Here is a 23501-nt window from a genome sequence, read left to right as displayed (position 1 = left end):
CTGTTCTGCCCTCTCTTGGGAAGCGGCACCCGGGCAAGGAGATCTATGATGCCTTCGGTCGTATAGGGCTTCTGCAATACCGGCGCCGGCTTCCTCGAGCGCATTTTCGACTGCCGGTATGATGCGGGCGTGCGCGCGCAGGAATGTCCTGTACTGCTCTCTGCTGGAGAGGTCGAAAATGCCGAAGAGCTGATCGACTTCGGCGTGGCAATCTGCTGTTTCTGCGCGGAGCATGCTTCGAAGCGACACAGTGTTCTGAGTGATGGCAGATGATGCCGCAAATGTGAGAGCGACGAACTAGCGATATATTGCAGCATCTCGGCATTTTCAGAGAAAACATGGGATTCGCATTCAGCTTGATTTCCTGAGGATGCCTTTTTCAGCTCATGATCGCCGGAGGTTCCGCGGCAGGCGCTCGATCATCTCTATCGAGGCCCCTTCGGCAAGATCGTCATTGAGTTTTGAGAGATGAGGCTCCCTCCGCACCGTGGAGGGGAGCCTTCTGTTATTCGGCAGCGATGGTTTCGGTTTCGAAGGCGAAACCCTCATCGGCCCAGCCGGTCATGCCGCCGATCATCAGCTTGGCTCTGAGGCCGAGCTTGGCAAGGCGAAAGGCCGCCTTGTCGGCGCCGTTGCAATGCGGGCCGGCGCAATAGACGACAAAGAGCATATCCCTTGCCCATTCCGACATGCGATGCGCGGTCATCTTGCCGTGCGGCAGGTTGATCGCGCCCGGCACATGGGACTGCGCAAACAGCACCGGCGAGCGCACATCGAGAAGAACGAAATCGGCCTTTCCAGCTGCGAAAGCGGCGCGGACATCCGAACAATCGGTCTCGAAGGCGAGCTTGGCGGCGTAATGGGCGGCAGCGATTTCGGGTTCTGCGGCGGGAATTTCGGAGACGGCGCTTGGCATCGGTCTTTCCTTTCGTGCTGGATTGCCGCCTGGTATCGCCGATGCTAGAGCTTGGTGAAATTGGCCATCATGACTGACAGCGTAAAGATCATGCCAAACATATCTCCGAACATGAACGGACCGCTGGTCGCGGTGCTTGCTTATGACGGGCTCTGCACGTTCGAATTCGGGATAGCCTACGAGGTCTTCGGCCTGCCGCGTCCCGAGATGGGCGAGAGGTGGTATCGCTTCACCGTCTGCGGCATCGAGCCGGGGCCGCTTCGCGCCGCCGGCGGATTGACGGTCGCGGTCGATAAGGGGCTGGAAGTGCTCGATGCGGCGGACCTGATCGTCGTGCCCGGCTGGCGGTCGATCGATGCGCCTGTGCCGGAACCGCTTGCCGCCGCTCTCAAGGCAGCGCATCAGCGCGGCGCGCGCATCATGTCGCTCTGTTCCGGAATTGCGGTTCTCGCAGGCTCCGGACTGCTTGCCAGCCGCAGGGCGACAACGCATTGGCGCTATGTCGCCTCGATCGCGGCGCGTTATCCGGACATCACGCTCGACGCGGATGTACTCTACATCGATGAGGGCAGCCTGCTCACAGCGGCCGGCAGCGCCGCCGGCATCGATCTCTGCCTGCATGTGGTGCGCGGCGATTTCGGCTCGGAGGCGGCAAACAGCGTCGCCCGCCGCCTCATCGTGCCGCCGCACCGCGAAGGCGGGCAGGCGCAGTTCATCGGCGCGCCGGTTCCGGAGGAACGTGAGGGCATACGCCTCAGCCCGCTGATCGACTGGATGCGCGCAAGCCTTGCCGAGGAGCAGCCGATCAGCCTGCTCGCCAAAAGGGCCGGCATGAGCATACGCACTTTCCAGCGCCGCTTCGAAACGACGACAGGTCTCAGTGTCGGCCAATGGCTGCTGAAGGAGCGGCTGCGCCATGCGCGCGACCTTCTCGAAAGAGAGCTTGCCGTATCGCTCGACGACATCGCGATATCAAGCGGCTTCGGCACGCTGGCGACGATGCGCCACCACTTCCGCAAGCGGCTGGGCACGAGCCCGAATGCCTATCGGAAGTCATTCGGCGGCTGAAACGCGTCGTACCGACGTAGGGTGCAACTTTTCAACGAGTTCGAGATTGCCGAAAGCCGTCGGTTGGGAAAGCCACGCCGGCCTGAGAGCTTCACTTACATTCTATCGCGAAGGTTTCGTACGGCTTGAGCTCAACAGTTTCGCCGATCATGTGCACCGGTTCGTAATTGCAGATGAGGCATTCTCCGTTGATGGCGAGCTCCGTCGGCAAACTCAGCGAAATGTCCCTGGGTGTGAAGTTGGCGACCACGATGATCCAGCTCCTGTCGAGCGTGCGGGTATAAACGAAGACATCGGGGTGTTGGTCGAGCCAGGATCTGTACTCGCCATAGATGATGACAGGGTGGGATTTCCGCAGAGCGATCAGCTTGCGATAGTGGTTCCAGATCGACTTTTCGTCCTTGATGGCGGCTTCGGCGTTGACCTTAGAATAGTTGGGGTTGACCTCGATCCAGGGCACGCCTGTGGAAAAGCCGCCATGGGGAGCTGCACTCCATTGCATCGGCGTGCGGGCGTTATCGCGGCCGTTCTCGTTTGCTCCGCGGATGAATTCCTCCGGTGAAAGGCCGGCCTCCACGTGCAGCCTGTGCATGTTGATGGTTTCGATATCGCGATACTGTTCGATGGAGGTGAAGGGGACGTTCGTCATGCCGATCTCCTCGCCCTGATAGACGAAAGGCGTGCCTTTCAGGAGGTGCAACACCGTCGCCAGCATCTTCGCCGACTCGACGTGATAGCCGCTGACATTGCCGTAGCGCGAGACCGCGCGCGGCAAATCGTGATTGCCCCAGAAGAGCGAATTCCACCCATCTTCGGATAAAGCAAGCTGCCACTTGCTGAGCACGGTCTTGAGATTCACGAGGTCGAACGGCTTCGGGCGCCATTTCCCATAAACCGCGTCCCATTGCTGGGTGACGTGCTCGAACTGGAAGATCATCGACAGTTCCCGGCGTTCACGCCCGGAATAGAGCAGCGCTGCGCCGGGTGTGGCGCTCCAGGCTTCGCCGACCGTCAGGATATCGCGGTTGCCGAAGGTCTTGGCATTCATCTCCTGCAGATAATCGTGGAGATGCGGCCCGTCCTTGACGAGCTCCCGGTCCGCTTGCTTACCGATGTAGTCGATGACATCCATGCGGAAGCCGGCAATGCCGCGCTCGAGCCACCAGTTCATCATGTCATAGATTTCCGCCCGGACCTTCTCGTTCTCCCAATTGAGGTCCGGCTGGCGGCGGGAAAACATGTGCAGGTAATATTCGCCTGTGGCGGGATCGAGCGTCCAGGCCGGCCCGCCGAAGGAGGATTTTAACCTGTTCGGCGGTCCTCCGTCCGGGGCGGGCTTGCGCCAGATGTAGAAGTCGCGAAACGCGTTGTCCGGCCCCTGACGGGATTGAAGAAACCATGGATGCTCGTCGGACGTATGGTTGACGACGAGGTCGAGCATGATGCCGATCCCTCGGTCTTTCGCCTCGGCCACCAACTGGTCGAAATCTGCGAGCGTGCCGAACTCGGGGGCGATGTCCCGATAGTCCGATATGTCGTAACCGTTGTCGTCCATCGGCGACTTGTAGATCGGCGACAGCCAGATGATGTCGATCCCGAGTTTCTTCACATAATCGAGCTTGGAGGTGATGCCCGGAATATCGCCTATGCCATCTCCGTTGCAATCGCAGAAGCTGCGCGGATAGACCTGGTAGACAGTTGCCGTATGCCACCATTTCGGTTGGAGAGGTGATCGCACGGGACCTCCCAGCGGTGTCGTGGACTGATCCATTGGAAGCTTTCCTACTTGTTTGGGATCTTGGGAGAACACCGGTGATGCCTGCGGGTTCCACCGAGCCGGACTTCATCCGGCTTCCCGTCGCCTCGGTGGAGCTGGCGCAACTCAAGGAACCCCCTCCTTCCGGAACCGTTAGAGCTTTTCCGGGTTAGATTGAAGCATTCTGTTGGCTCAAACGGAGTCGGATGGTCGACCGGCCGGCGCGCGTCGTAGCCCAGCTCTACGGCCAAGCCGGCCGGTCGATCAGCCGGCCCGTTTCAGCCAACCCGAAGGGCCGGGCATGTTTCCGCCAGGATCAGAGGCGATCGGCTCGGACGTACCTGGAGGTATGCCCATCGCCAATCGCCTCTGCCCTGACGAAACCCTGCTCCGGCAGAATGCTTCAAGCTAACCCGGAAAAGCTCTAGAAGGTGTGCAACAGAGATTAACGGGAGGCCGTCGCGGTGCCGAACCGAAGCAGTAGCTGGTATGAGGAGGCGGGGATCTACAGCATCGATGTCAAGAAATTCGCAGCGAATTCATCGAAATCTACGGACGTGAGGTGCTGCCCGCTTTCAGGGCCGGCGCGACGGCTGCTGCACCCGATCTCTCAATCCGGGGGAACTTGAAGGGCAGGCCAGGGATCGACTGATGGGGACTTCAAATGCAGCTGATCTCGCACTCGCCGCACCAGTTGCCTGTCCAAAGGAGGTATCATGTTCGAGAAATACGCCTACGCCTGGATCACCGTCGGCTTCTTTCTATTTTCGCTCACCGGCCACTGGTTATTTGGTTGGTTTGCTTTTGTCGGCGAGCAGCAGAGCCACGGTCAAGCCCCTGATCTCAATGCCTACCTCATGGAGATGGGCAGAGACACCTTTGAAAATTGGCAGTCCGAATTCCTGCAATTGCTCTGGCAGGTCGTCGGTCTTGCCTACTTTCTCTACATCGGATCTCCGTCTTCGAAGGAAAACGATGACCGCGCGGAAGCGAAACTGGACGCTCTGATCCGATTAAATGCCGGAGAGAACGCTGAAGCGATCATCGCCGAAATTGATAAGCACTTCATGAGAACCGGTGGACATGCGGGACCATACGCCCACGACCTGGAAACGCGCAGGGGGCCCGAGAGGATCGGCGGCGCCACCTGAGCTGGCCCATGAAGCGGAGCTGCCGATAGGCGCCGCTTCAGGGACGGCTATGCGGCGCGGTTTTCTGAGTCAGAGGCCGGAGTCTTCGGCCCGCGAAATGCCGGCTTGCCAGCCCTTCATGGGTACTCCTGAGGCGTTTTGCCGGTTTCCGACTTTTGCGGGTGCGAGAACCAGAGCGATATCGCCGTTCAATATCCAACGCTTCTGGAAATCATAGGGCCGGCGTCCACTGCCACCATATGAGGGATCTTCACTTGACCACGAGAGACGCCATTGATGACCTTGTGGGGAAGCAAAAAGCGGATCCGCCAGACTGTCGATCACGAGATCATTGCCGAAGTTGATCAGCAATAGTCTCTCCTCAGACGGTTTTTCCGCGAAGAACCTGAGGAGAAAGGCGGTGCTGGACAAGATACTGCCGTCCAATTGGCCGTCACGGGCGCAGGCTTGGCGGGAAAATGCCTTATCTGTCTGACGCAAATTCAGGAGGTCGCGATGAAGCCGAACGACTGCTGCGTTCCTCTCCCATTCGGCCCAATCAAGCTTCACCTTGTCGAACGTCGCGCGGGCACATGGATCTGCCATATGTCTGATGAGTTGTTCATCCCGCAGGTTCGGGAATTGACTGATAAAATCGCGCCGTCCCTGCAGTACGATGTCGGCGATTTCTCCGTTGTGATCGGCGAAATAATAGAACGGAGAAGAGGAACCAAACTCCTGCCCCTGAAAGAGCATGGGCGTCTGCGGCCCCAGCAGCTGGAGCGCCGTCAGGGCTCGAAGGCGAGCCGGCGATGTTATGTGGCCGATCCTGGCTCCTGTGCCGGAGTTGGCGACCTGATCGTGATTTTGGAGAAAGTGTACGAAATTCCACGGCTTGAGATCGAGCCCCGCAGTGCCCCGTGGTTTGTCCTGCCAATCATATCTTTGTCCCTGAAACAGGCAGCCATATTTGGCGGCGGAAACGAACTCCTGAGCCGTACCGCGATGATCATGATAATAGGCTTCATTGCGGCCAGTCAGCGCCACTGTCGCGGAGCGGTGGAAATCCTCATTCCACAGGGCGTCCAGCCCGTGTCCTCCCACCTCAGTTGGCCGCACCATATTGGTTTGTTGCGGCTCATTTTCGCTGACGAGATAGATTTGACGCTTTCTCGCTGCTGCGCGAGCTTCCCTGGCGATGACCGTGACGATGTGTTCGCGGTTTGTGTCGAACAAGGCCTGCGTTGCATCGATGCGCAATCCATCAAAGTGAAATTCGTCGATCCAATAAGCCGCGTTCTTTGCGACATATTCGCGAACGCCACGGCTGTTCGGACCATCGAAGTTGATCGACTTGCCCCACTCGTTCGAGTAACGCTCGGTAAAATAGTCTGGCGTGAATTCGCAAAAACGTTCGCCTTTACCGAAGTGATTGTAGACGACGTCGAGGACCACCCCGATGCCGATCCGGTGGGCTTCGTCGACGAAGGCGCGCACATCATCCGGTGGTCCATAGAGCCGGGTCGGAGCATAGAGCAACGTGCCGTCATAACCCCAGCCGAACTCGCCTTCAAACTCGTTGATCGGCATTACTTCGAGGCAGTTGATGCCAATCGACCGAAGTTTTGCCAGCTTCTCCCGGGCTGCCGCAAAGGTGCCCTCCCTTGTGAAGGTGCCGATGTGCATCTCATAGAGAGCAGCTCCGAAGGCGCGGATTCCTCGCCAATCTTGATCATTCCACTGATACCGCGCCGGATCGACGACAACTGACGGCCCCGATGGACCATGCGGCTGAAAACGCGAGGCGGGATCGGCAAGAAGATCACCTGCGTCTCCAAAGTGAAACCGGTATCGCGTCCCTGCAGCCAGGCCGGGCAGATAGAGGCAGAAGTAGCCGCCGTCCTCCGCCGTCATCTCGTATTCGGAATTTTCCTCGATGACGAGGAAACAGCGCTCTCTGGCAGGGGCCCATAGTCGGAACGAAACGCCGCCGGCATCAACCTCCGCTCCGATCGGGAGGCGTCGGTTCGAACTGGGGGGCACCGGTTTCGACTTTTCGCTTGAGTGGTCGTGCATGGCTCTCTCGTGGAGATCGCCTGCGCTAACTTCGGCAGCCTCATGATGTTCCCGGAATCGCCTTTCGCCACCTTTCCGGCCGCCCATCACGCCTGAAGTCCGCATTTGTGGTACAACGCAACGCCGCAGAGCGAGTTTGTCCGCGGCGTTGCGAAGCCGTCACTCCGCCGCTTGGCGGGCCATCGGATTGTTTGGATGGGTCGTCCAGTTGGCATAGTTCGGATCGACGACGCGGCCGGTGCGCTTGTCGATGATGCCGGCGGCAAGCGGCTCCATGGTGATGCAGTTCTCGACCGGGCAGACGTTGACGCAGAGATTGCAGCCGACGCATTCCTCTTCGATCACCTCGAAATGGCGCAGGCCATTGACGACGTTGGTGATCGCCTGGTGCGAGGTGTCCTCGCAGGCGATGTGGCAGCGGCCGCATTTGATGCAAGCGTCCTGGTCGATCTTCGCCTTGGCGACGTAGTTCAGGTTCAGATACTGCCAGTCGGTTACGTTGGAGACGGCGCGGCCGGTTATGTCGTCGAGGCTGCGATGGCCCTTTTCGTCCATCCAGTCGGAGAGCCCCGTTATCATCTCCTGCACGATCTTGAAGCCATAGGTCATCGCCGCCGTGCAGACCTGGACGTTGCCGGCGCCGAGAACGAGGAATTCGGCTGCGTCCCGCCAGGTAGTGATGCCGCCGATACCGGAGATCGGCAGGCCGTAGGTCTCGGGATCACGAGCGATCTCGGCGACCATGTTGAGAGCGATCGGCTTGACCGCCGGGCCGCAATAGCCGCCATGGCTGCCCTTGCCGCCGACCGTCGGGTTGGGGGCGAAGTTGTCGAGATCGACCGACACGATCGAGTTGATCGTGTTGATCAGCGAGACGGCATCGGTGCCGCCGGCCTTGGCGGCGCGGGCAGGGCGGCGGATGTCGGTGATGTTGGGCGTCAGCTTGGTGATGACGGGCATGCGGGTGTACTGCTTGCACCAGCGAACCACCATTTCGATATATTCCGGGACCTGGCCGACGGCGGAGCCCATGCCGCGCTCCGACATGCCGTGCGGACAGCCGAAATTGAGTTCGATGCCGTCGGCGCCGGTCTCTTCGACGAGAGGCAGGATCGACTTCCAGGCCTGTTCCTCGCAGGGCACCATGATCGAGGCGATCAGCGCCCGATCCGGCCAGTTCATCTTCACCTGCTTCATTTCGCGCAGGTTGGTGTAGAGGTCACGGTCGGTGATGAGCTCGATATTGTTGAGGCCCAGCAGGCGGCGGTCGGCGCCGAAGATCGCGCCGTAGCGCGGACCGTTGACATTGACGACGGGCGGGCCTTCCTCGCCGAGCGTCTTCCAGACCACGCCGCCCCAGCCGGCCTTGAAGGCGCGCTCGACGTTATAGGCCTTATCGGTCGGTGGCGCGGACGCCAGCCAGAATGGGTTCGGGGATTTGATGCCGACGAAGTTGTTGCGGAGATCAGCCATTGTTCATTCTCCCCTTCAAGCAACCGCGACAGCCGGAGCGGCTGTTGCGGAGAGGGCGCGATGGATGGATTCAGCCGCGTCGCGGCCATGGGCGACGGCGGAAACCGTGAGGTCCTTGCCGCCGAAGACGCAGTCGCCGCCGGCCCAGACGCCGTCGAGCGAGGTGCGGCCTTCGACGTCGACCGCGATGCGGCCGGACTCCATGCGCAGCGAACCAAGGCCCGCGGCATCAAAGGTCTGGCCGATCGCCTTGAAGATCTGGTCGGCGGCGATGACGCCGGTTTCGCCGGTGCCGACGAGGCGGCCGTCGACAAGCTTGGTGTACTCAACTTCGATCGCGGCGACCTTGCCGTCCTGAGCGAGGATCGATTTCGGCGCCAGCCAGTGGCGGATGATGACGCCCTTGGAGCTTGCGAGATCCTGCTCGAATTCGGAGGCGTTCATATGCTCCTTGCCGCGGCGGTAGCAGATCGTCACTTCCTCGGCGCCGAGCAGCTTTGCCTGCACGGCAGCGTCGATCGCCGTCATGCCGCCGCCGAGCACGACGACGCGGCGGCCGATCGCGATTTCGCTTTTGTGTTCAGCCTGGCGGAGCGCTGCGATGAAATCGACGGCGTCGTCGACGCCGGTTAGATTTTCGCCCTCGATACGCAGCGCATTGACGCCGGCAAGACCGATACCGAGAAAGACGGCGTCATATTGCGACTGCAGATCGGCGAGCGAGAAATCGCGGCCAAGGAGGGCGCCGTGGCGGACGTCGATGCCGCCGACCGAGATGATGTAATCGACTTCCTGCTGGGCGAAATCGTCCACCGTCTTATAGGTGGCGATGCCGTATTCGTTGAGGCCGCCGGATTTTTCCCTGCCGTCGTAAATCGTGACGGAATGACCCTTCACGGCGAGACGATGGGCGGCAGCAAGACCTGCCGGGCCGGCGCCGATGACGGCGATCCTTTTGCCGCTCGCCTCGGCTCGGACATAGAACTGCTTGCCGACCTGCATGGCGGCATCGGTCGCATAACGCTGCAGGCGGCCGATTTCGACGGGCCGTTCCTCGGCCGTGTTGCGCACGCAGGCCTGTTCGCACAGCTCTTCGGTAGGACAGACGCGGGCGCACATGCCGCCGAGAATGTTCTGGTCGAAAATCGTCTTCGCCGAGCCGAGCGGATTGCCGGTCGAAATCTGCCGGATGAACAGCGGAATGTCGATCGATGTCGGACAGGCCGTCATGCACGGCGCGTCATAACAGAAATAGCAGCGATCGGCGGCGACCAGCGCCTCGTGATTGTCGAGGCGCGGATGAAGATCGGAAAAATTAGCTTCATACTCGGCGGGCGAAAGCCGGCCGGCATGAATCCCAGTTTCCAGTCGTTCCATTGAAGTTCCCTCATTATTGGTAAACGGCCTGTGAGGGAAAGCGTAACTCAGGTTTAAAAATTTATCAAACGGTAAAATTTTGACGGACCGCTCTTTCGAGTGTCCGCGCAAGTCACTGTTTTCGCGTGACTCGCCTTGGGTCCGCGAAATATTTGCGCGTTCGGCCCAGAAAGCGCCTCCGAAAAAAGATTCAAAAAACTGGAATTTTTTTAGGATCGCAGGGAACCAAACTTGGACGTCTTCGTTATTGCGGTATCCGGATGGTGATCGCATCGACCCAACATGCGCGCCCCCAACCCACTATCCGGACGTACTCACGGTCCCCTCCCGGTGAGTGAAGACAGCCGGTGCGCCGCCCTCGCACCGGCTGTTTTTCGTTATCGGCGGTGTCGGGCTTCACACACGCTTGAAGATTTCGAATTCGGTTTCCGGAATAGTCAGACGATATTCGATGCGGCCGGGCACAAGGCTCAACTCCGCTTTGCCGTTGACAGACGAGGGAACGACACGCTCCAGCACGGTGCGGCCGAAGCTGTTGTCGCTGAACTCATGGACTTCCGACTGGTCCTGCAGCACTTCGGCCCAGGCGATCTCGATCGCCTTTCTGTCGTTGATCATCGATTCGCGGCAGTTCAACGTGATCGAGGCGGCACCGCCTGATATTGCCCCGTAGGAAGCGGAGTTGACAATGAGCTCGTGCAGGGCGAGGCCGAGATGCACGGCGGCATTCGGCGTCAGATGGGCATTGATGCCGTAGATCGGCATGGAGCCTGATGTCTCCGGCCAGTAGGGAGCGAACTGTTTTTCGGCGAGCTCGAAGAGATAGGCGCCCCGCCAGCTCGAATCCGTGACGAGGTCCTGGGAATTGGAAAGCGATTGCAGCCTGCCGCGGAACTTGAGGAGGAAGCTGTCGAGCGAGAGCGTGTTGCGCGCTGTTTGCGTCGCAATGCCCTGAATGATGGCGAGGAGGTTCTTCGAACGGTGCGAGAGCTCACGCAGCAGCGATTTCAGCACTTTTTCACGATGCCGGCTTTCAGTGACCTCCGTCATTACGGACAGAAGTCCAAGCGTGCCGCGGTCGCCCGTGCGCTGGATCTTCAATTCATATGTGCGCATTTCGCCGTCGACATCGATCTCGACCTCGGCATTGTTGGGAATGCCAGTCTCCAGCACCTTGCGTTTCAGTACCGTCAGATATTGCCCGTGGACGTCACCGAAAAGAGTGGCATCACTGCCGCCGGGCATAAAAAGCGCTGCGAAATGCGGCGGCAGATTTTCGGCGTAGAAGATTGAAAGCCGGGCGTCCTGGCAGAGGATCGAAATCCCTGCGCTGCCGAGCGCCCGCTCCATCATTGCGGCTTTGCCTTCGAAGGTGAAAGGCGTGCCCGACAATGGTTCAGTCGTATTCACTCGGCCGCCTTTCCCTGTGACATCTCGGAGCGTCGCTGAACGGAACGCCCCGCCAGAAACCGCCTGCCAACTCTAGAATAAAGCGCTGCAAAAACCGTTAAAGTCATCGGGGCGCCCCGGTAGCACCGGAACGCCTGTCTCGGCGGTTTGGTTCCGAGAACCGGAAAATTGCGTCTCAGGCGGCTACCTTGGTCGATTCATTGAAGAAAAGCGCTTGACTGATCAGGGCTTTGACCATGTCGGGATTGAACGGTTTGGTGACAAGGAAAGTGGGTTCGGGGCGTTCGCCCGTCAAAAGCCGTTCCGGGAATGCGGTGATGAAGATCACCGGTACGCTCGACGTCTTTAGGATGTCGTTGACCGCGTCTATGCCGGAACTGCCGTCGGCAAGCTGGATGTCGGCGAGCACCATGCTCGGCTTCGTCTTGTTGTAGAGCGCGACGGCTTCGGCATGCGTGCGGGCAATGCCGGTGACGCGATGGCCGAGGCTTTCGACCATCTGCTCTATATCCATGGCGATCAGCGGTTCATCCTCGATAATCATGATGTCGGTTGCGACCTGACGGGAGATTTCCTGCGAGGCCTTGTCGAGCAACTTCATGACATCCTGTTCGTCGAGTTCGAGAATTTCCGCAATTTCTGCAACGCGGAAATTCTCAACCGAGGCGAGTAGGAAGGCCTGACGGGCGCCCGGCGATACCTTGGACAGGTTGAGCGTGGCGCGCTGTTCCCATGCATAAGGCGAGGTCGGCTCTGGAATCTGGATCGCAGTGGAACCAAACAGTTGCGTGAACAGTTTGTAAAGCGCGACCCGGTCATTTGGCGTATCCGGGAAGATAGACAGGTCGGCTATAATTGCTTCGAGAACGGCGGCGACGTAAGCGTCACCTGAAGTCTGGGTGCCGGTAAGGGCGCGGGAATAGCGACGCAGATAAGGAAGGTGCGGCGCAATTCGAGTAGAAAGTGTCATCAAGGGCTCCCGTATGCAGGCCGGTCGTAGGTTCAATGGGCGGTTAACGCTGCCTTGGTAAAAAAGTTCCGGAACGGCAGGAACTTTTTTTGTCGCGCCGCATTATTCCACCCGACAAAAGAAAGGGCGTAGCATTTTGACCCATGCTGCGGCAAATACCAGCGACATCGATAGTGGAACGGTCGGTGTCGGTGGTGGACTTCGTGATTTGCACGCCTCTCGAACGGCTAACGGTGAGAAGACGAGTTGATGACTACACGCAATAAAGAGGCGGCGGATCAGCGGAAGCTGGAGCTGCGCGCAAGCGATATTCTGGACCCGAACAATCAGATCGGCGTCAAGCTGCGGTCGCTCTATGCCGCGGCACAGGAAGAGGCGATCCCCGATCGTTTTCTCGATCTTCTCGAAAAGCTCGACCATGCTGAAATGATGGCTTCTGCCAAGATCGCCGAATAGGATCGTCGCATGGAAGAGAAACTGCAACCCAGCTTCAAGCGGGAATTGCTGGCGGCCCTCCCTAGCCTTCGCGCTTTTGCCATTTCGCTGATCGGACGGCACGATCGCGCCGACGATCTCGTCCAGGACACCATCATGAAGGCCTGGGCAAAGCAGGACCATTTCGAGATGGGCACCAATATGAAGGCCTGGCTCTTCACAATCCTGCGCAACGAACTCTACAGCCAGATGCGCAAGAGCGGTCGCGAGGTGCAGGACAGCGACGGGCTGTTCACGGAATCGATGGCCATGCATCCCTCGCAGTATGGCGCGCTCGATCTGCAGGATTTCAAGAAGGCGCTCGATCAGTTGCCGCCGGACCAGCGCGAGGCGATCATCCTCGTCGGCGCCTCGGGATTTTCGTACGAAGAGGCGGCCGAAATCTGCGGCTGCGCTGTCGGCACCATCAAAAGCCGCGTTAACCGCGCGCGGCAGCGCCTGCAGGAACTGCTGCAAATTTCAGGCGAGGCCGATTTCGGCCCGGATGCGACCTCGGCGCCGTTGACGTCGAAGGCCTTTGCGTTCTGAGAGGTGTACGTGGAGCCGATCTGCTCGGAGCGCCGGCTTCTGCCTCGGTGGGGCCGGGGGAATGGGCGCATTCGCGTAAAGGTTGCTTGAGGCGCCGCCTCTCCACCCTATTCCTGTGACAAGCACAGGAATGAGGGCGGTTTAGCATGGTGCCGCTATCAGTAACCGGCCGCCCACGCTTTGTCGTTCTCCCTCAATCCTCCCGCTTCGAACCCATAAGGTTGGCCGCGACGATGGCGGCCAGGACGCCGGCGGTGAGCAGCGGTTGGGCGCGGACGAGGCCGATGCCGACCGTCGCCAGAGATTCCAGCGCCGCACGGCGATCGCGGGCGCGGCGTGCCTCGCGGGCGTTGATGATCGACATCACCACCAGGACGATGATTGCGATCAGCAGCGCGCCGACGGCCAGGAAGAGGACGGCGGCAAGCGGACCGTAGATGCCGGCGAGCCAAATGGCGCCGGCGGCCACCGCCAGCGCATAGGCTGTGAGGAGGAAGAGCGCGGCAAGCGCGATGAAGATGCTGTTGCGTTTGACGCGCGCAACGGTCCGATGCACGCTTGCGCCCGTCAGCAGGCTGAGGATCGAGAGCATCGCGCTTCCTCAGCGACGAGCGAGGAAGGCGATGGCCAAGCCCAAAGCGGCAGCGGCGCCGATGGTTGCCAGCGGATGATTGCGCACCGTCTCGCGCATTTCAGTCGCGCCGCGCTCATAACCGTGCTGCAACTCGCGCAGCAGATCCTCGCTGCGGTCGAGCAGTTCCTCAAAGCCAGCGCTTGCCTGGCTGCGAAGCTTCTCGCTCTGATGGCGTGAGTTCTTGCCGACGAGGCGCGTGAGTTCGGCGAGCTCGTCGCGCAATGCCTCGATCTGTTCTTCGATGCCGGATTCAAGATGGTGGAAGGTGCCGTTGCGGCGGCTGCGGCCGGACTGGAAGATAGAATAGCTCATGGCTGTCTCCGTTGGCTGGGCGCGCGCAAGCCCGCCTGTTTCGCACGAGGGTCACCACCGTCCGTTGCATGAATGATGTCGCCCGGCATTGACCCAGATCATTGCCGACAACGTGTTGAAGGGGCAAAAGTTCCGCCTGCGCAGGCTCAGGCACGGGAGAGGGCGCTGTGGGCGAGCACGAAAGCCGTGCCGTCGGCCGGGATTTGGCAGCGGCGACGAGGGCTGCCTCTGAGATCTTCAGCTGGGCGGCGAGGTTGCGCTCGCGCATCTTCGGATTCTCGGCGCGAAACGCGCGGATTTCGGCTGACGCCAGTGTTGTCTGCTTGGTCATATCTTACCCTACTTATTGAGAATGAGCTTGCACTGACGGGTGATCTTCAGGCGATAGTGCAAGCCGCCGTGTCTGATCATGATCTCGTTCGTGCCGCGGAAAAGATCCGCGCTTTCGACGATCCGTGCTGGGCCGCAGGCTCGCTCTGCAGCGGCGCGTGCTTAAAGTTATCTGGCTTTTCAACCATCATTTCGGTTTGGCAATTCCGTGGGGCCGGGGATCAGGGTTCCCGGTTGTGATGACAATTATGTTGACTTTACTACTCATAGTTTTCTAAAGACACAATAGGAGACTAATACAGTCAAGTTTTTGAGATTGCTGATTTGAGGCCGCCTCGAGGCGGTTCGCGACAATAGCGGAGAAGATGATGACGGTGAGGTTTGCGGCTGTAGCGGCTGGCGTGATGATGGCGGTTTCAAACGTAGCCCAAGCGCAGGATGCGGCAGGCGCCAAGCTGAATGTCGAACTCAACGCTCTGGCGCCATCGCAAAAGGGCTGCATGATGACCTTCGTTGCGCTCAACCTGCTGCCCGCCGCCATCAACAAGGTCTCCTTCGAACTCGCCTTCTTCAATGATAAAAATGCCGTCGACCGCATTACCGTTCTCGACTTCCGCGATCTGCCCCAGGGCAAGAAGCGCGTGCGCCAGTTCGACATGCCGAATGTCAAATGCGAGAGCGTGGCCCGCATCCTGATCAACGACACGCCGGTCTGCGACGGGCCGGCGGCCGGCGAATGCATGAAGGGTCTCGTCACCCGCTCGCAGATTTCTGTTCCTTTCGAGGGCTAAGATATCGCCGGGGATGGACCCCGGCGGACATGTTTCAGGCTGTCCGAGGCGTAGACAATGGCGATTTCAGCGAAGTCCAGATCGAGACAGGTGCTCATCGGGGAGGCCGACGCCGGCGACAGCCTGAACGACAATATGCCCGGCATGCACCCCGGCCACGAGCTTCCGGAACTGCACAACGCGCAGCGGCAGCCGGCCGGCGAAACGGTGATCCATTATACGCGTTTCGCGCAGATCTCCTCCTTTCCCGACCATCCGGAAAGCATGCCGGCAGCTATCATTCCGCCGCCGCCGATGGATGCCGCGGTGGAAAAACAGGACGACGAGAAGACACCGGTGCGACGGCGGGTGGCGCTGAGTTGCGTCGGCTCAGCCTTTTTCCATGCTGCGTTGGCCGCCACGCTGCTTATTGTGATGCCTGCGCCCTCAGATGAAACGCTAATGGAGGCGGGCGAGGCGATCAGCGTGGTCATGCTCGGCGGTTCCGACGCCGATCAGAGCGCAGCCGGCGACACTGAGGTGACCATTCAGGAAGAAGTGGTCCCAGAGGCTGTTGAACCCGATACAGTTAAGCCAGTCGAGACAGCCGAGGTTCAGCCGGACGTCGTTCAGCCCGAAACCCTGCAGCCCGCTGACGCAGAGCCGATCGAAACCGTCCAGCCTGTGCAGGAGGTTACACGTCAATCAGCGGAGATAATTGCGGCTTCGGAACCTGAAGTCCTGGTATCCGAAACCCCTGCCGAAACTTCCGTCGTGCAGCCGATGTCGACGGTGGTGCCGGAGCAGCCGGTAATGTCTAGCGAACCCCCAACGGCAGCCGCAATGCAGTCCGAACCCGAAGAGGTCAAACCTGTCGAGGTACCTCCCGTTTCTCCCGAACCGGAGCCGCCGACTGAGGTGGTCAGTCCGCAGCCGAAGCCGAAGCTGGAAAAGCCTGTAGAAAAGAAGACGGTGGAAAGAAAGCAGCCACCGAAGAAAGCACAGGGTTCGGAGGGCGATGCCAAGCAGGAGTCGCGCCGGGGTGCTGCAGACGGACAGGCAGACGCCAATTCGAACGATAATTCGCGCACATCCGGTGGACGGAATGGAGCGGGCGGTGCGTCGGAAGCCAATTACAGAGGCAAGCTTGTCGCGCGGTTGTTCCGTTGCGTAGACCGGATGGAGTCTCGGTATCGTACCGCTCCGGCCACCTTGACCGTTCGCATCACTGTCAATCGCATCGGCGAGATCACCGCATCGAGCGTTGTCCGTGGCTCGAGGCTCCCCGAGGTTGATAGCGCGGCTCTTGCCAGGGTAGCCTCGTGCAACCTGCCGGCGATGCCAGACACGATCGCGGCATCCTCGCGTACCTATACCTTCCCCGTCGAGGTCACTCCACGATAATATGATAAAACTCATCCACTTTATACTTTACTCTAAAACTCATGTTTAATAAGGTCCACCGGCACACGCAGGAATCGTGTGACGATCAACGAGCGAACGGGTGGCATATGGCTCGCAAGGGCAAGAAGGGATCGAACCGGGAAGTCCGCGACAGTGCGGGCGAGGAGGTCGGCCAGGCATCCAACGGACGATCCAAACTGGGTGGCCGCAGTTTCCTCTATGTCGGCGGGCGTGACTGCCAGGTGGCGCATCTGCGCCAGATCGCGAGCAATTTCGGCGCCGAGCTCATTCATCACGATGGCGGCCTGCGCGAGGCGGTTTCCCGCATCGACACGTTGCTTCCCTCTGTCGACTGCGTGTTCTGCCCCATCGACTGTATCAGCCACGATGCCTGCCTGCGCGTGAAGACCGGCTGCAAGAAGTTCAGCAAGGCCTTCATCCCGCTTCGAAACGGCAGCAAGTCCAGCCTTGAACGTGCGCTGCAGACGATGAACGAACGAGACAATTCCCGATGAACGACCAGCACCCTGACGGCTTCACCATGATCGGCCTGCACAAGCTCGCCGCACAGAGCGGTGATGGCCTCGTGCCCGAACTCTACGAACTGTTGCAGCAGCACACCGCGCGCCAGCAGATCTATCAGAATGTGACGCTGTTCCCGACCTGGGAGGCGCGCATGCCTGGGGAAGCGGCGACAAGACCGCTTGGCGCGGCGGCGGCAAACGGCAATAATATTCTCGCCTTTCCCTCGCCTGCGGTAAGGGCGGGCAAACGGAAAGCCTGAGGAGATTCCATGTATATCGCAACGAACCGCTTCAAGGTCGTAACCGGGAGCGAGGGCGATTTCGAGACGGTCTGGCGCAATCGCGATTCCAACCTGGCCGAAGTGCCCGGTTTCGTCGAATTCCGCCTGCTGCGCGGCAGGGTCAATGAAGAGGAGGGCTATACGCTCTATTCCTCGCATACGGTCTGGCAGAGCGAAGCGGATTTTCAGAACTGGACGAAGTCGGAGAACTTTCGCGCGGCACACCGCAATGCCGGAGACCGCAAGGCGATGTACAAGGGGCCGCCGGTTTTTGAGGGTTTTAATGTGGTCGACGGGATTTAAGGCTTGGCCCTTACGGAATGCCGGTGCCGCCTCCTCCCTCTTCTCCCCTTTGGGGGCCGCTGGGGAGAAGGGGTGACTCTAAGCTCTGACCCGAAACAGAGGACCCGCCGCCACAGCCAGCCAGCCGAGCATCATCGCCCAGCCGCCGGTCGGCGCGGCATAGGGGAAGAGGCCGGAACCGGAAAAGCGCAGCGTGACGAGATCGCCGGCAAAGAGCAGCGTTCCCACGATCATCAGAAAACCGGCCAGCCAGGCGGTTTTGAGCTTGGCGGTGCCGAGAGCCAAGGCCAGCAGGGCGGGGGCGTGGGCAAGGCACATGGCGGAGGCGGATGCTGCAAGGTTGGCTTCGCCGCCGCCATGGGCGGCAAGGGCGGCGAGCGCCACGCCGGCGACGCCAAACAGGCCGGCAAAGAGATAGAGCACCGGCTCCAGGCGCGCGTTCAGGCTCATGACTCTTCCTTGTTTTGCATGTGATGGGCGAGGCGTTCGACCGGCGCCCAGATGAGATCGCGCAGCGTCTGGCTCTCGATCGTCTCGTCGAGCGCGCGGCGGAAGCAGAGCAGCCATTCGTCGCGTTCGACAGGCCCGATCTCGGCGACGAAATGGCGGCTGCGCAGGCGCGGGTGGCCGCGCTTGTCGGTATAAAGCGGCGGGCCGCCGAGATAGCCGGTCATATATTCGTAGAATTTCTGTTCGCTGCCTTCGAGGCTCGGCGGGTGCACGGCACGCACGTTGCTTGCCTCCGGCAGCGTATCCATCAGCGCATAGAAGCGGTTGGTCAGCGCCCGCACGGCGGGATCGCCGCCGATCGCTTCGTATAGAGTGGTGACCTTCTCCGTCACGAAACCATCCCCGATATCATTCCATTCCCCGACCCTTCATGCACCTGATGGAAAACGATCGCAACTGTCATCAAGGTGCCGCGGCATTTCGCGCATAATGCCCGTGGGGCAGGGCTTTGCACCGAATTAACTTGACAAAACCGTCTGGACGGTATCTTTGTTTTACATGTCAAGCGCTCATCATCGCAAGAAACAACCAGCTCTCGTGCGCCAGGAATTGCTGGAGGTCGCAGCGCGTCTTGCCGCCAGCGAAGGCATGGCGGCCGTGACACTCGATGCGGTCTCCGCCGCCTCCAGTGTCAGCAAGGGCGGGCTGCTGCACCATTTTCCGACGAAGAATGCGTTGCTCGACGCGCTTTTCGAGAGCCTGCTCGAAAGGTTCGATGCGGATATCGAGGAACTGATGCGGGGCGATCCCGTGCCGCAGGGGCGCTTCACCCGGGCCTATCTCAGGGCGGTGTCCGGTCTCAAGGATCGCCCGGACGATTCCAGGAGCTGGACGCAGGTGACGATCGCACTTCTCGCCGAACCCAGGCTGCGCCTTCGTTGGCGCCAATGGGTGCAGGCGCGGGCTGAAGAATATATAGGCACCGACTCCTCGCTCGATGCACAGATCGTGCGGTTCGCCGCCGACGGGCTGTGGTTCGCCGACACGTTGGAGAGCCACGACATCAGCAGTGCTCTGAGGCTGAATCTCATCAGCCGTCTTGTCGAGCTCACGGGAAAGTAATCCAAAAAGGAATTCGTCATGAGCCAGGCCGCCATCTACGGGCTGCTCTTTGCAGCCATCGTGCTCGAAGTCATCGGCACTACGGCGCTGCAATTGTCGCAGCAGTTTACCCGCATCGGGCCGACGGCGCTTGTCGTCGCCTGTTATGCGGCGGCCTTCTATTGCCTATCCTTGACGCTGAAGAGCATTCCCGTCGGTGTCGCCTATGCGATTTGGAGCGCTTTGGGAATTGTGCTGATTTCTTCGGTCGGCCTGATCTTTTTCAAGCAGCGCCTCGACCTTCCGGCCATCGTCGGCCTCGGACTGATCATATCGGGCGTCATCGTCGTCAATCTGTTCTCGAAATCCGTTTCTCATTGATTTCATTGTTGTATCTCGGAGGTTCCTCCGGAGTCTCACGAGAGAAAATTTCCCCTTTGTCAAACTCCTGACAAAGGGCTATGTGTTGCTCGGACGTTGTGGAGATCGAGGCGCACCCGGCGCCCTTTCCAAAGCGCTTTGAATTCTGCCTTTCCGCCTGACGATCCTTCCAGCTTCCAGAGGAGCACAGCATGGCCATACGCACCGTCGTGTGGGGAGAGAACATCCACGAGAATACCAATGCGGTCGTCCGGGGCATCTACCCCGAAGGCATGCATACGACGATCGCCAATGCGCTGAATACCGATCCCGGCATTTCGGCGACGACGGCGACGCTGCAGGAGCCGGAACATGGGCTGAGCGAGGCCCGGCTTGCCGAAACCGATGTGCTGACCTGGTGGGGCCACAAGGATCACGGCGCGGTGTCAGACGTCGTCGTCGAGCGCGTCGCCAAGCGCGTCTGGGAGGGCATGGGCCTTCTCGTCTTACATTCCGGCCATTTCTCGAAGATTTTCAAGCGGCTGATGGGCACGCCCTGCGCGCTGAAATGGCGCGAGGCGGGCGAACGCGAGCGGCTGTGGACGATCAACCCGCGCCATCCGATCGCCGCCGGCATCGGCGAGCATTTCGAGCTTGAGAACGAGGAAATGTATGGCGAGCAGTTCTCGGTGCCGGAGCCGCTGGAAACGGTGTTCATCTCCTGGTTCCAGGGCGGGGAGGTGTTCCGCTCGGGCCTGACCTGGCGCCGCGGCGCCGGCAACATCTTCTATTTCCGCCCGGGCCATGAGACCTATCCGACCTATCACGACGCTACGGTGCAGAAGGTGCTGATCAACGGCGTCAAGTGGGCCTACAACCCCGAGGGCGCGTTGACTGCCATTACCGACGCTCCAAATGTGCCGGTAGAGAAGGCACTGGAGCCGATCGTCGAGCGCGGCCCGAAACTGCACCAAGCCGGCGAAGCCGGTTACCGCTGAGGAGCATTCATGCGACTACTCGTTCTTGGCACGGGCGTGATGGCGAAAAACCAGCTCACCCACTTCAGCAAAATCGACGGGGTGACGGTGGTTGGGGCCGTCGACACCGATCCCGACCGGCTTTCCGCCTTTGCCGACAAGTTCAATATCGAAAAGCGGTTTCATTCATTGGATGAGGCGATCGCCTGGGGCGAGTTCGATGCGGCGACGAACATCACACCCGATCGCATCCATCACCCGACCACCATGGCGCTGATTGCGGTCGGCAAACATGTGCTCTGCGAGAAGCCGTTGGCGGAAAACTATCCGAAGGCGCTGGAGATGACGGAAGCGGCCGAAAAGGCCGGTGTCATCAACATGGTGAACCTCACCTATCGCAACGTCGCGCCGCTGCAGCGCGCCCGCGAGATGGTGCTCGCCGGCGAACTCGGTACGATCAAGCATGTGGAGGCCTCCTATCTCCAGAGCTGGCTCGTCTCGCGCGCCTGGGGCGACTGGCGTACCGAATCGACCTGGCTGTGGCGGCTTTCCACCGGCCACGGCTCGAACGGGGTGCTCGGCGATGTCGGCATCCACATCCTCGATTTCGCCGCCTATGGCGCCGCGACCGACATCGACCATGTCTTTGCGCGGCTGAAGACCTTCAATAAGGCGCCCGGCGGTCAGATCGGCGAATATATGCTCGACGCCAATGACAGTTTCACCATGTCGGTCGATTTCGCCAACGGCGCGCTCGGCGTCATCCATGCCAGCCGCTGGGCGACGGGCCACCTGAACGAGCTGAAGCTGCGCATCTATGGCGAGAAGGGCAGCCTCGAGGTCATTCATCGCCCCGGCGGTTCCGAATTGCGCGGGTGCCTCGGCGAGGATGCCGAGACCGCCACCTGGAGGGAGATCGAGGTGACGCCGGTGCCGACCAACTACCAGCGGTTCGCCGAGGCCGTAGCAAGCGGTACCCAGCCCGACCCGAACTTCCGCCACGCCGCCAACCTGCAGAAGGTGCTCGACCTTGCCATGACGACCGAGCGCGAGCGGCGAGAGCTCAAGGTCTGATACATGTTGGGATATGGAAGCCGCCGGTCAGACGGCGGTTTGCCGTGCTATGGCGCGCCGTTGGTGCAAACGTAGAAAAAGGGCCCCACCGAAGCGGGGCCCGAGGTAGTCGAGCCGCAGCAGGCGGTCTCAACCGCTTGATTACTCGATGACCTGCACGACGCGATGCGTGCGGGGTTCAACGATCACACGACGGTCGTTGACGACCGTATAGGCATATTTCGGGTTGTCAGGCACTGGCGTCACGACGACATCAGCCGGAAGCGGCTTGCCGACGACGATCGGCTGCTCGACGACCACGCGGGCGGTCGGGGCCGGCTGCTGCTGAACGTAGGTGACGACCTCACGCGGCGGCGGATCAACCACGGCGCCGGCAACACCGCCGGCTATGCCGCCCACGGCAGCGCCTACGGGGCCACCGACGATCGCGCCGGTGATGGCGCCGCCGGCAGCGCCGGTCACGGCTCCGTCAGCCAGAGCGTTGGTGGCAAGCGACGACAGCGCAAGGGCGCTGGAGACAAGTAGAATCTTGTACATTTTGCTTCTCCTTTGCTGGGGTTGCGTTTGGGTAACGACGATGCCAAATCGAGGTTCCAGCAGCAAAGAGTCACGCTTTGGAAGGCCGGTTTACATTCTGTGAGACGGTCGCAGCATTTGTGGGACCGGGATTATTCCAGGCGCCGGCGGAAGAGCCAAGCGGCGGCGCTGAGCGTCACCGTGGCGATCAGCGCCAGCGGGATGGTCTGGTTCACCACCTCGCTCAACGGGATATCCTTGAGGAAAACGCCTTTGACGATCACCAGGAAATAGCGCAGCGGATTGACGTAGGTTATCGGCTGCAGCCAGCCCGGCATGTTTTCGATCGGGGTCGCGAAGCCCGAAAGCAGCATGGCCGGGACCATGAACAGGAAAGCGCCGAGGATCGCCTGCTGCTGCGTCATCGACAGCGCCGAAATGAAAAGACCGAGGCCGGCGACCGAGCCGAGATAGAAGATCGCACTGCCGTAAAGCAGGAAGAGCGAGCCACGCAGCGGCACCTCGAAGAGGAAGACGGCGGCGAGAATATAGACGGTGATGTGAAAGAGGCCGATCATCATCGGCGGGATGAGCTTGCCGATCAGGATCTCGTGCAGGCGCAACGGCGAGACCATCAGCTGATCGAAGGTGCCGAGCTCGCGCTCGCGGGCGATCGACAGCGCCGTGACGATCAGGCCGATGAGGAGCGCGATGCTGGCGATCAGGTTCGGCACCATGAACCATTGATAGGTGAGATTCGGGTTGAACCAGTTGCGCGGCACGGATGAGACGATACTGGCGCCGGCGCGTTTGCCGGCCGGCGTATCGGCAGCAAGCGCCGCGCCGATCTGCAAGAGGTAGCCCGCAACGATCTGCGAGGCGTTGGAGCGGCGGCCGTCGAGCACCACCTGCAGGTCGGTCGGCGTCCCTGCTTCGATATTGCGGGAGAAATCCGGGCCGATTTCGACCGCGGCGATGACCGTCTGATTGTCGATCGCCACCTGGACCTGCGCCTGTTCGGCGGCGATCTCGATATTGCGGAAGGTCGGCGAGCCATCGATGCGCTCGATCAGCTCCTGGCCCCAATGGCCGCTGTCGCGGTTGAGGATCATGACGTCGACATTGCGCACTTCGAGCGTCGCCGCATAGGAAAAGACGAGGAGCTGGACGATCGGCGGGCCGATCAGGATGGCGCGGCCCTTGGGGTCGCGCAGCACGGCGAGCAATTCCTTGACGATGAGGGCGTAGAGCCTGGTCCATCCCATC

General features: G+C 60.5%; 26 protein-coding genes and 3 pseudogenes. 13 read left to right on the top strand and 16 right to left on the bottom strand.

The features are described 5' to 3' along the window. Positions 1-75: 75 nt before the first annotated feature. Together Tal182_RS33205 and Tal182_RS17905 are read right to left on the bottom strand one after the other, a co-directional pair. Positions 76-249: pseudogene (locus Tal182_RS33205) on the bottom strand (biliverdin-producing heme oxygenase); the annotation flags it as partial. Between the two features lie 256 nt (positions 250-505). Next, positions 506-916 carry a rhodanese-like domain-containing protein gene (locus tag Tal182_RS17905; RefSeq protein ID WP_064804484.1) on the bottom strand — a complete coding sequence of 137 codons (411 nt, stop codon included), beginning with the start codon at positions 914-916 and terminating at the stop codon, positions 506-508. 69 nt (positions 917-985) lie between these two features. Between Tal182_RS17905 and ftrA the strand changes: the two genes are divergently transcribed. Then, positions 986-1984, top strand: a complete 999-nt coding sequence (gene ftrA / locus Tal182_RS17900; protein ID WP_085860284.1) for a transcriptional regulator FtrA — start codon at positions 986-988, stop codon at positions 1982-1984. Between the two features lie 91 nt (positions 1985-2075). On the opposite strand, the gene Tal182_RS17895 is transcribed toward ftrA, so the two are convergent. Beyond that, positions 2076-3755 carry an alpha-glucosidase gene (locus Tal182_RS17895; RefSeq protein ID WP_064804482.1) on the bottom strand — a complete coding sequence of 560 codons (1680 nt, stop codon included), beginning with the start codon at positions 3753-3755 and terminating at the stop codon, positions 2076-2078. Between the two features lie 701 nt (positions 3756-4456). Between Tal182_RS17895 and Tal182_RS17880 the strand changes: the two genes are divergently transcribed. After that, positions 4457-4891: a DUF6766 family protein gene (locus tag Tal182_RS17880; RefSeq protein WP_085860283.1), complete on the top strand. Its 435-nt coding sequence runs from the start codon at positions 4457-4459 to the stop codon at positions 4889-4891. A 69-nt stretch (positions 4892-4960) separates the two neighbouring features. Here Tal182_RS17880 and treZ read toward each other — a convergent pair whose 3' ends face one another. The 5 genes from treZ to Tal182_RS17855 all read right to left on the bottom strand — a co-directional run bounded on the left by treZ (position 4961) and on the right by Tal182_RS17855 (position 12176). Then, complete coding sequence (gene treZ / locus Tal182_RS17875; protein ID WP_085860282.1) at positions 4961-6946, bottom strand: malto-oligosyltrehalose trehalohydrolase; 1986 nt, start codon at positions 6944-6946, stop codon at positions 4961-4963. A gap of 159 nt (positions 6947-7105) precedes the next feature. Next, positions 7106-8419: an NAD-dependent dihydropyrimidine dehydrogenase subunit PreA gene (preA, locus tag Tal182_RS17870; protein WP_085860281.1), complete on the bottom strand. Its 1314-nt coding sequence runs from the start codon at positions 8417-8419 to the stop codon at positions 7106-7108. A 15-nt stretch (positions 8420-8434) separates the two neighbouring features. Further along, the gene (locus Tal182_RS17865) at positions 8435-9796 is read right to left on the bottom strand and encodes an NAD(P)-dependent oxidoreductase (RefSeq protein ID WP_085860280.1); all 1362 of its coding nucleotides are present in this window, start codon (positions 9794-9796) and stop codon (positions 8435-8437) included. A gap of 396 nt (positions 9797-10192) precedes the next feature. Further along, complete coding sequence (locus Tal182_RS17860; RefSeq protein WP_170965849.1) at positions 10193-11188, bottom strand: sensor histidine kinase; 996 nt, start codon at positions 11186-11188, stop codon at positions 10193-10195. Positions 11189-11381: 193 nt separating this feature from the next. Continuing rightward, positions 11382-12176, bottom strand: coding sequence for a response regulator (locus Tal182_RS17855; protein ID WP_064804473.1), 795 nt, complete (start codon positions 12174-12176; stop codon positions 11382-11384). Between the two features lie 249 nt (positions 12177-12425). Between Tal182_RS17855 and Tal182_RS17850 the strand changes: the two genes are divergently transcribed. Both Tal182_RS17850 and Tal182_RS17845 read left to right on the top strand, forming a co-directional pair. After that, a complete protein-coding gene (locus Tal182_RS17850) occupies positions 12426-12632 on the top strand; it encodes a NepR family anti-sigma factor (protein WP_064804471.1) in 207 nt (68 codons plus the stop codon). Between the two features lie 9 nt (positions 12633-12641). Continuing rightward, positions 12642-13199 (top strand): RNA polymerase sigma factor, encoded by a 558-nt coding sequence (locus Tal182_RS17845; RefSeq protein ID WP_011426507.1) that lies wholly within the window; start codon positions 12642-12644, stop codon positions 13197-13199. 193 nt (positions 13200-13392) lie between these two features. Here Tal182_RS17845 and Tal182_RS17840 read toward each other — a convergent pair whose 3' ends face one another. From Tal182_RS17840 to Tal182_RS17825, 4 genes and pseudogenes are all read right to left on the bottom strand, one after another. Then, on the bottom strand, positions 13393-13791 hold the full coding sequence (locus Tal182_RS17840) for a hypothetical protein (protein ID WP_064811149.1): 399 nt from the start codon (positions 13789-13791) through the stop codon (positions 13393-13395). 9 nt (positions 13792-13800) lie between these two features. Then, positions 13801-14145 carry a DUF883 family protein gene (locus tag Tal182_RS17835; RefSeq protein WP_085860279.1) on the bottom strand — a complete coding sequence of 115 codons (345 nt, stop codon included), beginning with the start codon at positions 14143-14145 and terminating at the stop codon, positions 13801-13803. A gap of 208 nt (positions 14146-14353) precedes the next feature. Further along, positions 14354-14476, bottom strand: a pseudogene (locus Tal182_RS31785) (hemin-degrading factor); the annotation flags it as partial. A gap of 8 nt (positions 14477-14484) precedes the next feature. Then, positions 14485-14666: pseudogene (locus Tal182_RS17825) on the bottom strand (hemin uptake protein HemP). A 177-nt stretch (positions 14667-14843) separates the two neighbouring features. Here Tal182_RS17825 and Tal182_RS17820 point away from each other — a divergent pair. The 5 genes from Tal182_RS17820 to Tal182_RS17800 all read left to right on the top strand — a co-directional run bounded on the left by Tal182_RS17820 (position 14844) and on the right by Tal182_RS17800 (position 17757). Continuing rightward, positions 14844-15266: a hypothetical protein gene (locus Tal182_RS17820; RefSeq protein ID WP_085860277.1), complete on the top strand. Its 423-nt coding sequence runs from the start codon at positions 14844-14846 to the stop codon at positions 15264-15266. Positions 15267-15323: 57 nt separating this feature from the next. Continuing rightward, a complete protein-coding gene (locus Tal182_RS17815) occupies positions 15324-16649 on the top strand; it encodes an energy transducer TonB (protein WP_085860276.1) in 1326 nt (441 codons plus the stop codon). A 107-nt stretch (positions 16650-16756) separates the two neighbouring features. Then, a complete protein-coding gene (locus tag Tal182_RS17810; RefSeq protein WP_085860275.1) occupies positions 16757-17164 on the top strand; it encodes a DUF2325 domain-containing protein in 408 nt (135 codons plus the stop codon). Then, a complete protein-coding gene (locus Tal182_RS17805) occupies positions 17161-17433 on the top strand; it encodes a hypothetical protein (RefSeq protein WP_064804459.1) in 273 nt (90 codons plus the stop codon). Before Tal182_RS17810 ends, Tal182_RS17805 begins: the two co-directional genes overlap by 4 nt. A gap of 9 nt (positions 17434-17442) precedes the next feature. Continuing rightward, the gene (locus Tal182_RS17800) at positions 17443-17757 is read left to right on the top strand and encodes an antibiotic biosynthesis monooxygenase (RefSeq protein WP_085860274.1); all 315 of its coding nucleotides are present in this window, start codon (positions 17443-17445) and stop codon (positions 17755-17757) included. Between the two features lie 78 nt (positions 17758-17835). Here Tal182_RS17800 and Tal182_RS17795 read toward each other — a convergent pair whose 3' ends face one another. Both Tal182_RS17795 and Tal182_RS17790 read right to left on the bottom strand, forming a co-directional pair. Then, on the bottom strand, positions 17836-18207 hold the full coding sequence (locus Tal182_RS17795) for a DUF423 domain-containing protein (RefSeq protein WP_085860273.1): 372 nt from the start codon (positions 18205-18207) through the stop codon (positions 17836-17838). Next, the gene (locus Tal182_RS17790) at positions 18204-18599 is read right to left on the bottom strand and encodes a group II truncated hemoglobin (protein WP_064811142.1); all 396 of its coding nucleotides are present in this window, start codon (positions 18597-18599) and stop codon (positions 18204-18206) included. Before Tal182_RS17790 ends, Tal182_RS17795 begins: the two co-directional genes overlap by 4 nt. 166 nt (positions 18600-18765) lie before the next feature. Between Tal182_RS17790 and Tal182_RS17785 the strand changes: the two genes are divergently transcribed. The 4 genes from Tal182_RS17785 (at position 18766) to Tal182_RS17770 (ending at position 21719) form a co-directional block, all read left to right on the top strand. Continuing rightward, a complete protein-coding gene (locus tag Tal182_RS17785; protein WP_085860272.1) occupies positions 18766-19329 on the top strand; it encodes a TetR/AcrR family transcriptional regulator in 564 nt (187 codons plus the stop codon). An 18-nt stretch (positions 19330-19347) separates the two neighbouring features. Further along, entirely contained in the window at positions 19348-19689 is a 342-nt protein-coding gene (locus Tal182_RS17780) for an SMR family transporter (RefSeq protein WP_085860271.1), read from the top strand. Positions 19690-19880: 191 nt separating this feature from the next. Continuing rightward, entirely contained in the window at positions 19881-20666 is a 786-nt protein-coding gene (locus tag Tal182_RS17775) for a ThuA domain-containing protein (protein WP_064811139.1), read from the top strand. A 9-nt stretch (positions 20667-20675) separates the two neighbouring features. After that, positions 20676-21719, top strand: a complete 1044-nt coding sequence (locus Tal182_RS17770; RefSeq protein WP_085860270.1) for a Gfo/Idh/MocA family oxidoreductase — start codon at positions 20676-20678, stop codon at positions 21717-21719. Between the two features lie 141 nt (positions 21720-21860). Here Tal182_RS17770 and Tal182_RS17765 read toward each other — a convergent pair whose 3' ends face one another. After that, the gene (locus Tal182_RS17765) at positions 21861-22256 is read right to left on the bottom strand and encodes a DUF1236 domain-containing protein (protein ID WP_085860269.1); all 396 of its coding nucleotides are present in this window, start codon (positions 22254-22256) and stop codon (positions 21861-21863) included. A 131-nt stretch (positions 22257-22387) separates the two neighbouring features. Next, positions 22388-23500: an ABC transporter permease gene (locus Tal182_RS17760; RefSeq protein WP_064804448.1), complete on the bottom strand. Its 1113-nt coding sequence runs from the start codon at positions 23498-23500 to the stop codon at positions 22388-22390. Position 23501: the final 1 nt, after the last annotated feature.

It is taken from the genome of Rhizobium sp. TAL182 (assembly GCF_002117725.1).
Lineage (GTDB): Bacteria > Pseudomonadota > Alphaproteobacteria > Rhizobiales > Rhizobiaceae > Rhizobium > Rhizobium esperanzae.
This window is presented reverse-complemented; position numbering and strand designations above follow the sequence as displayed.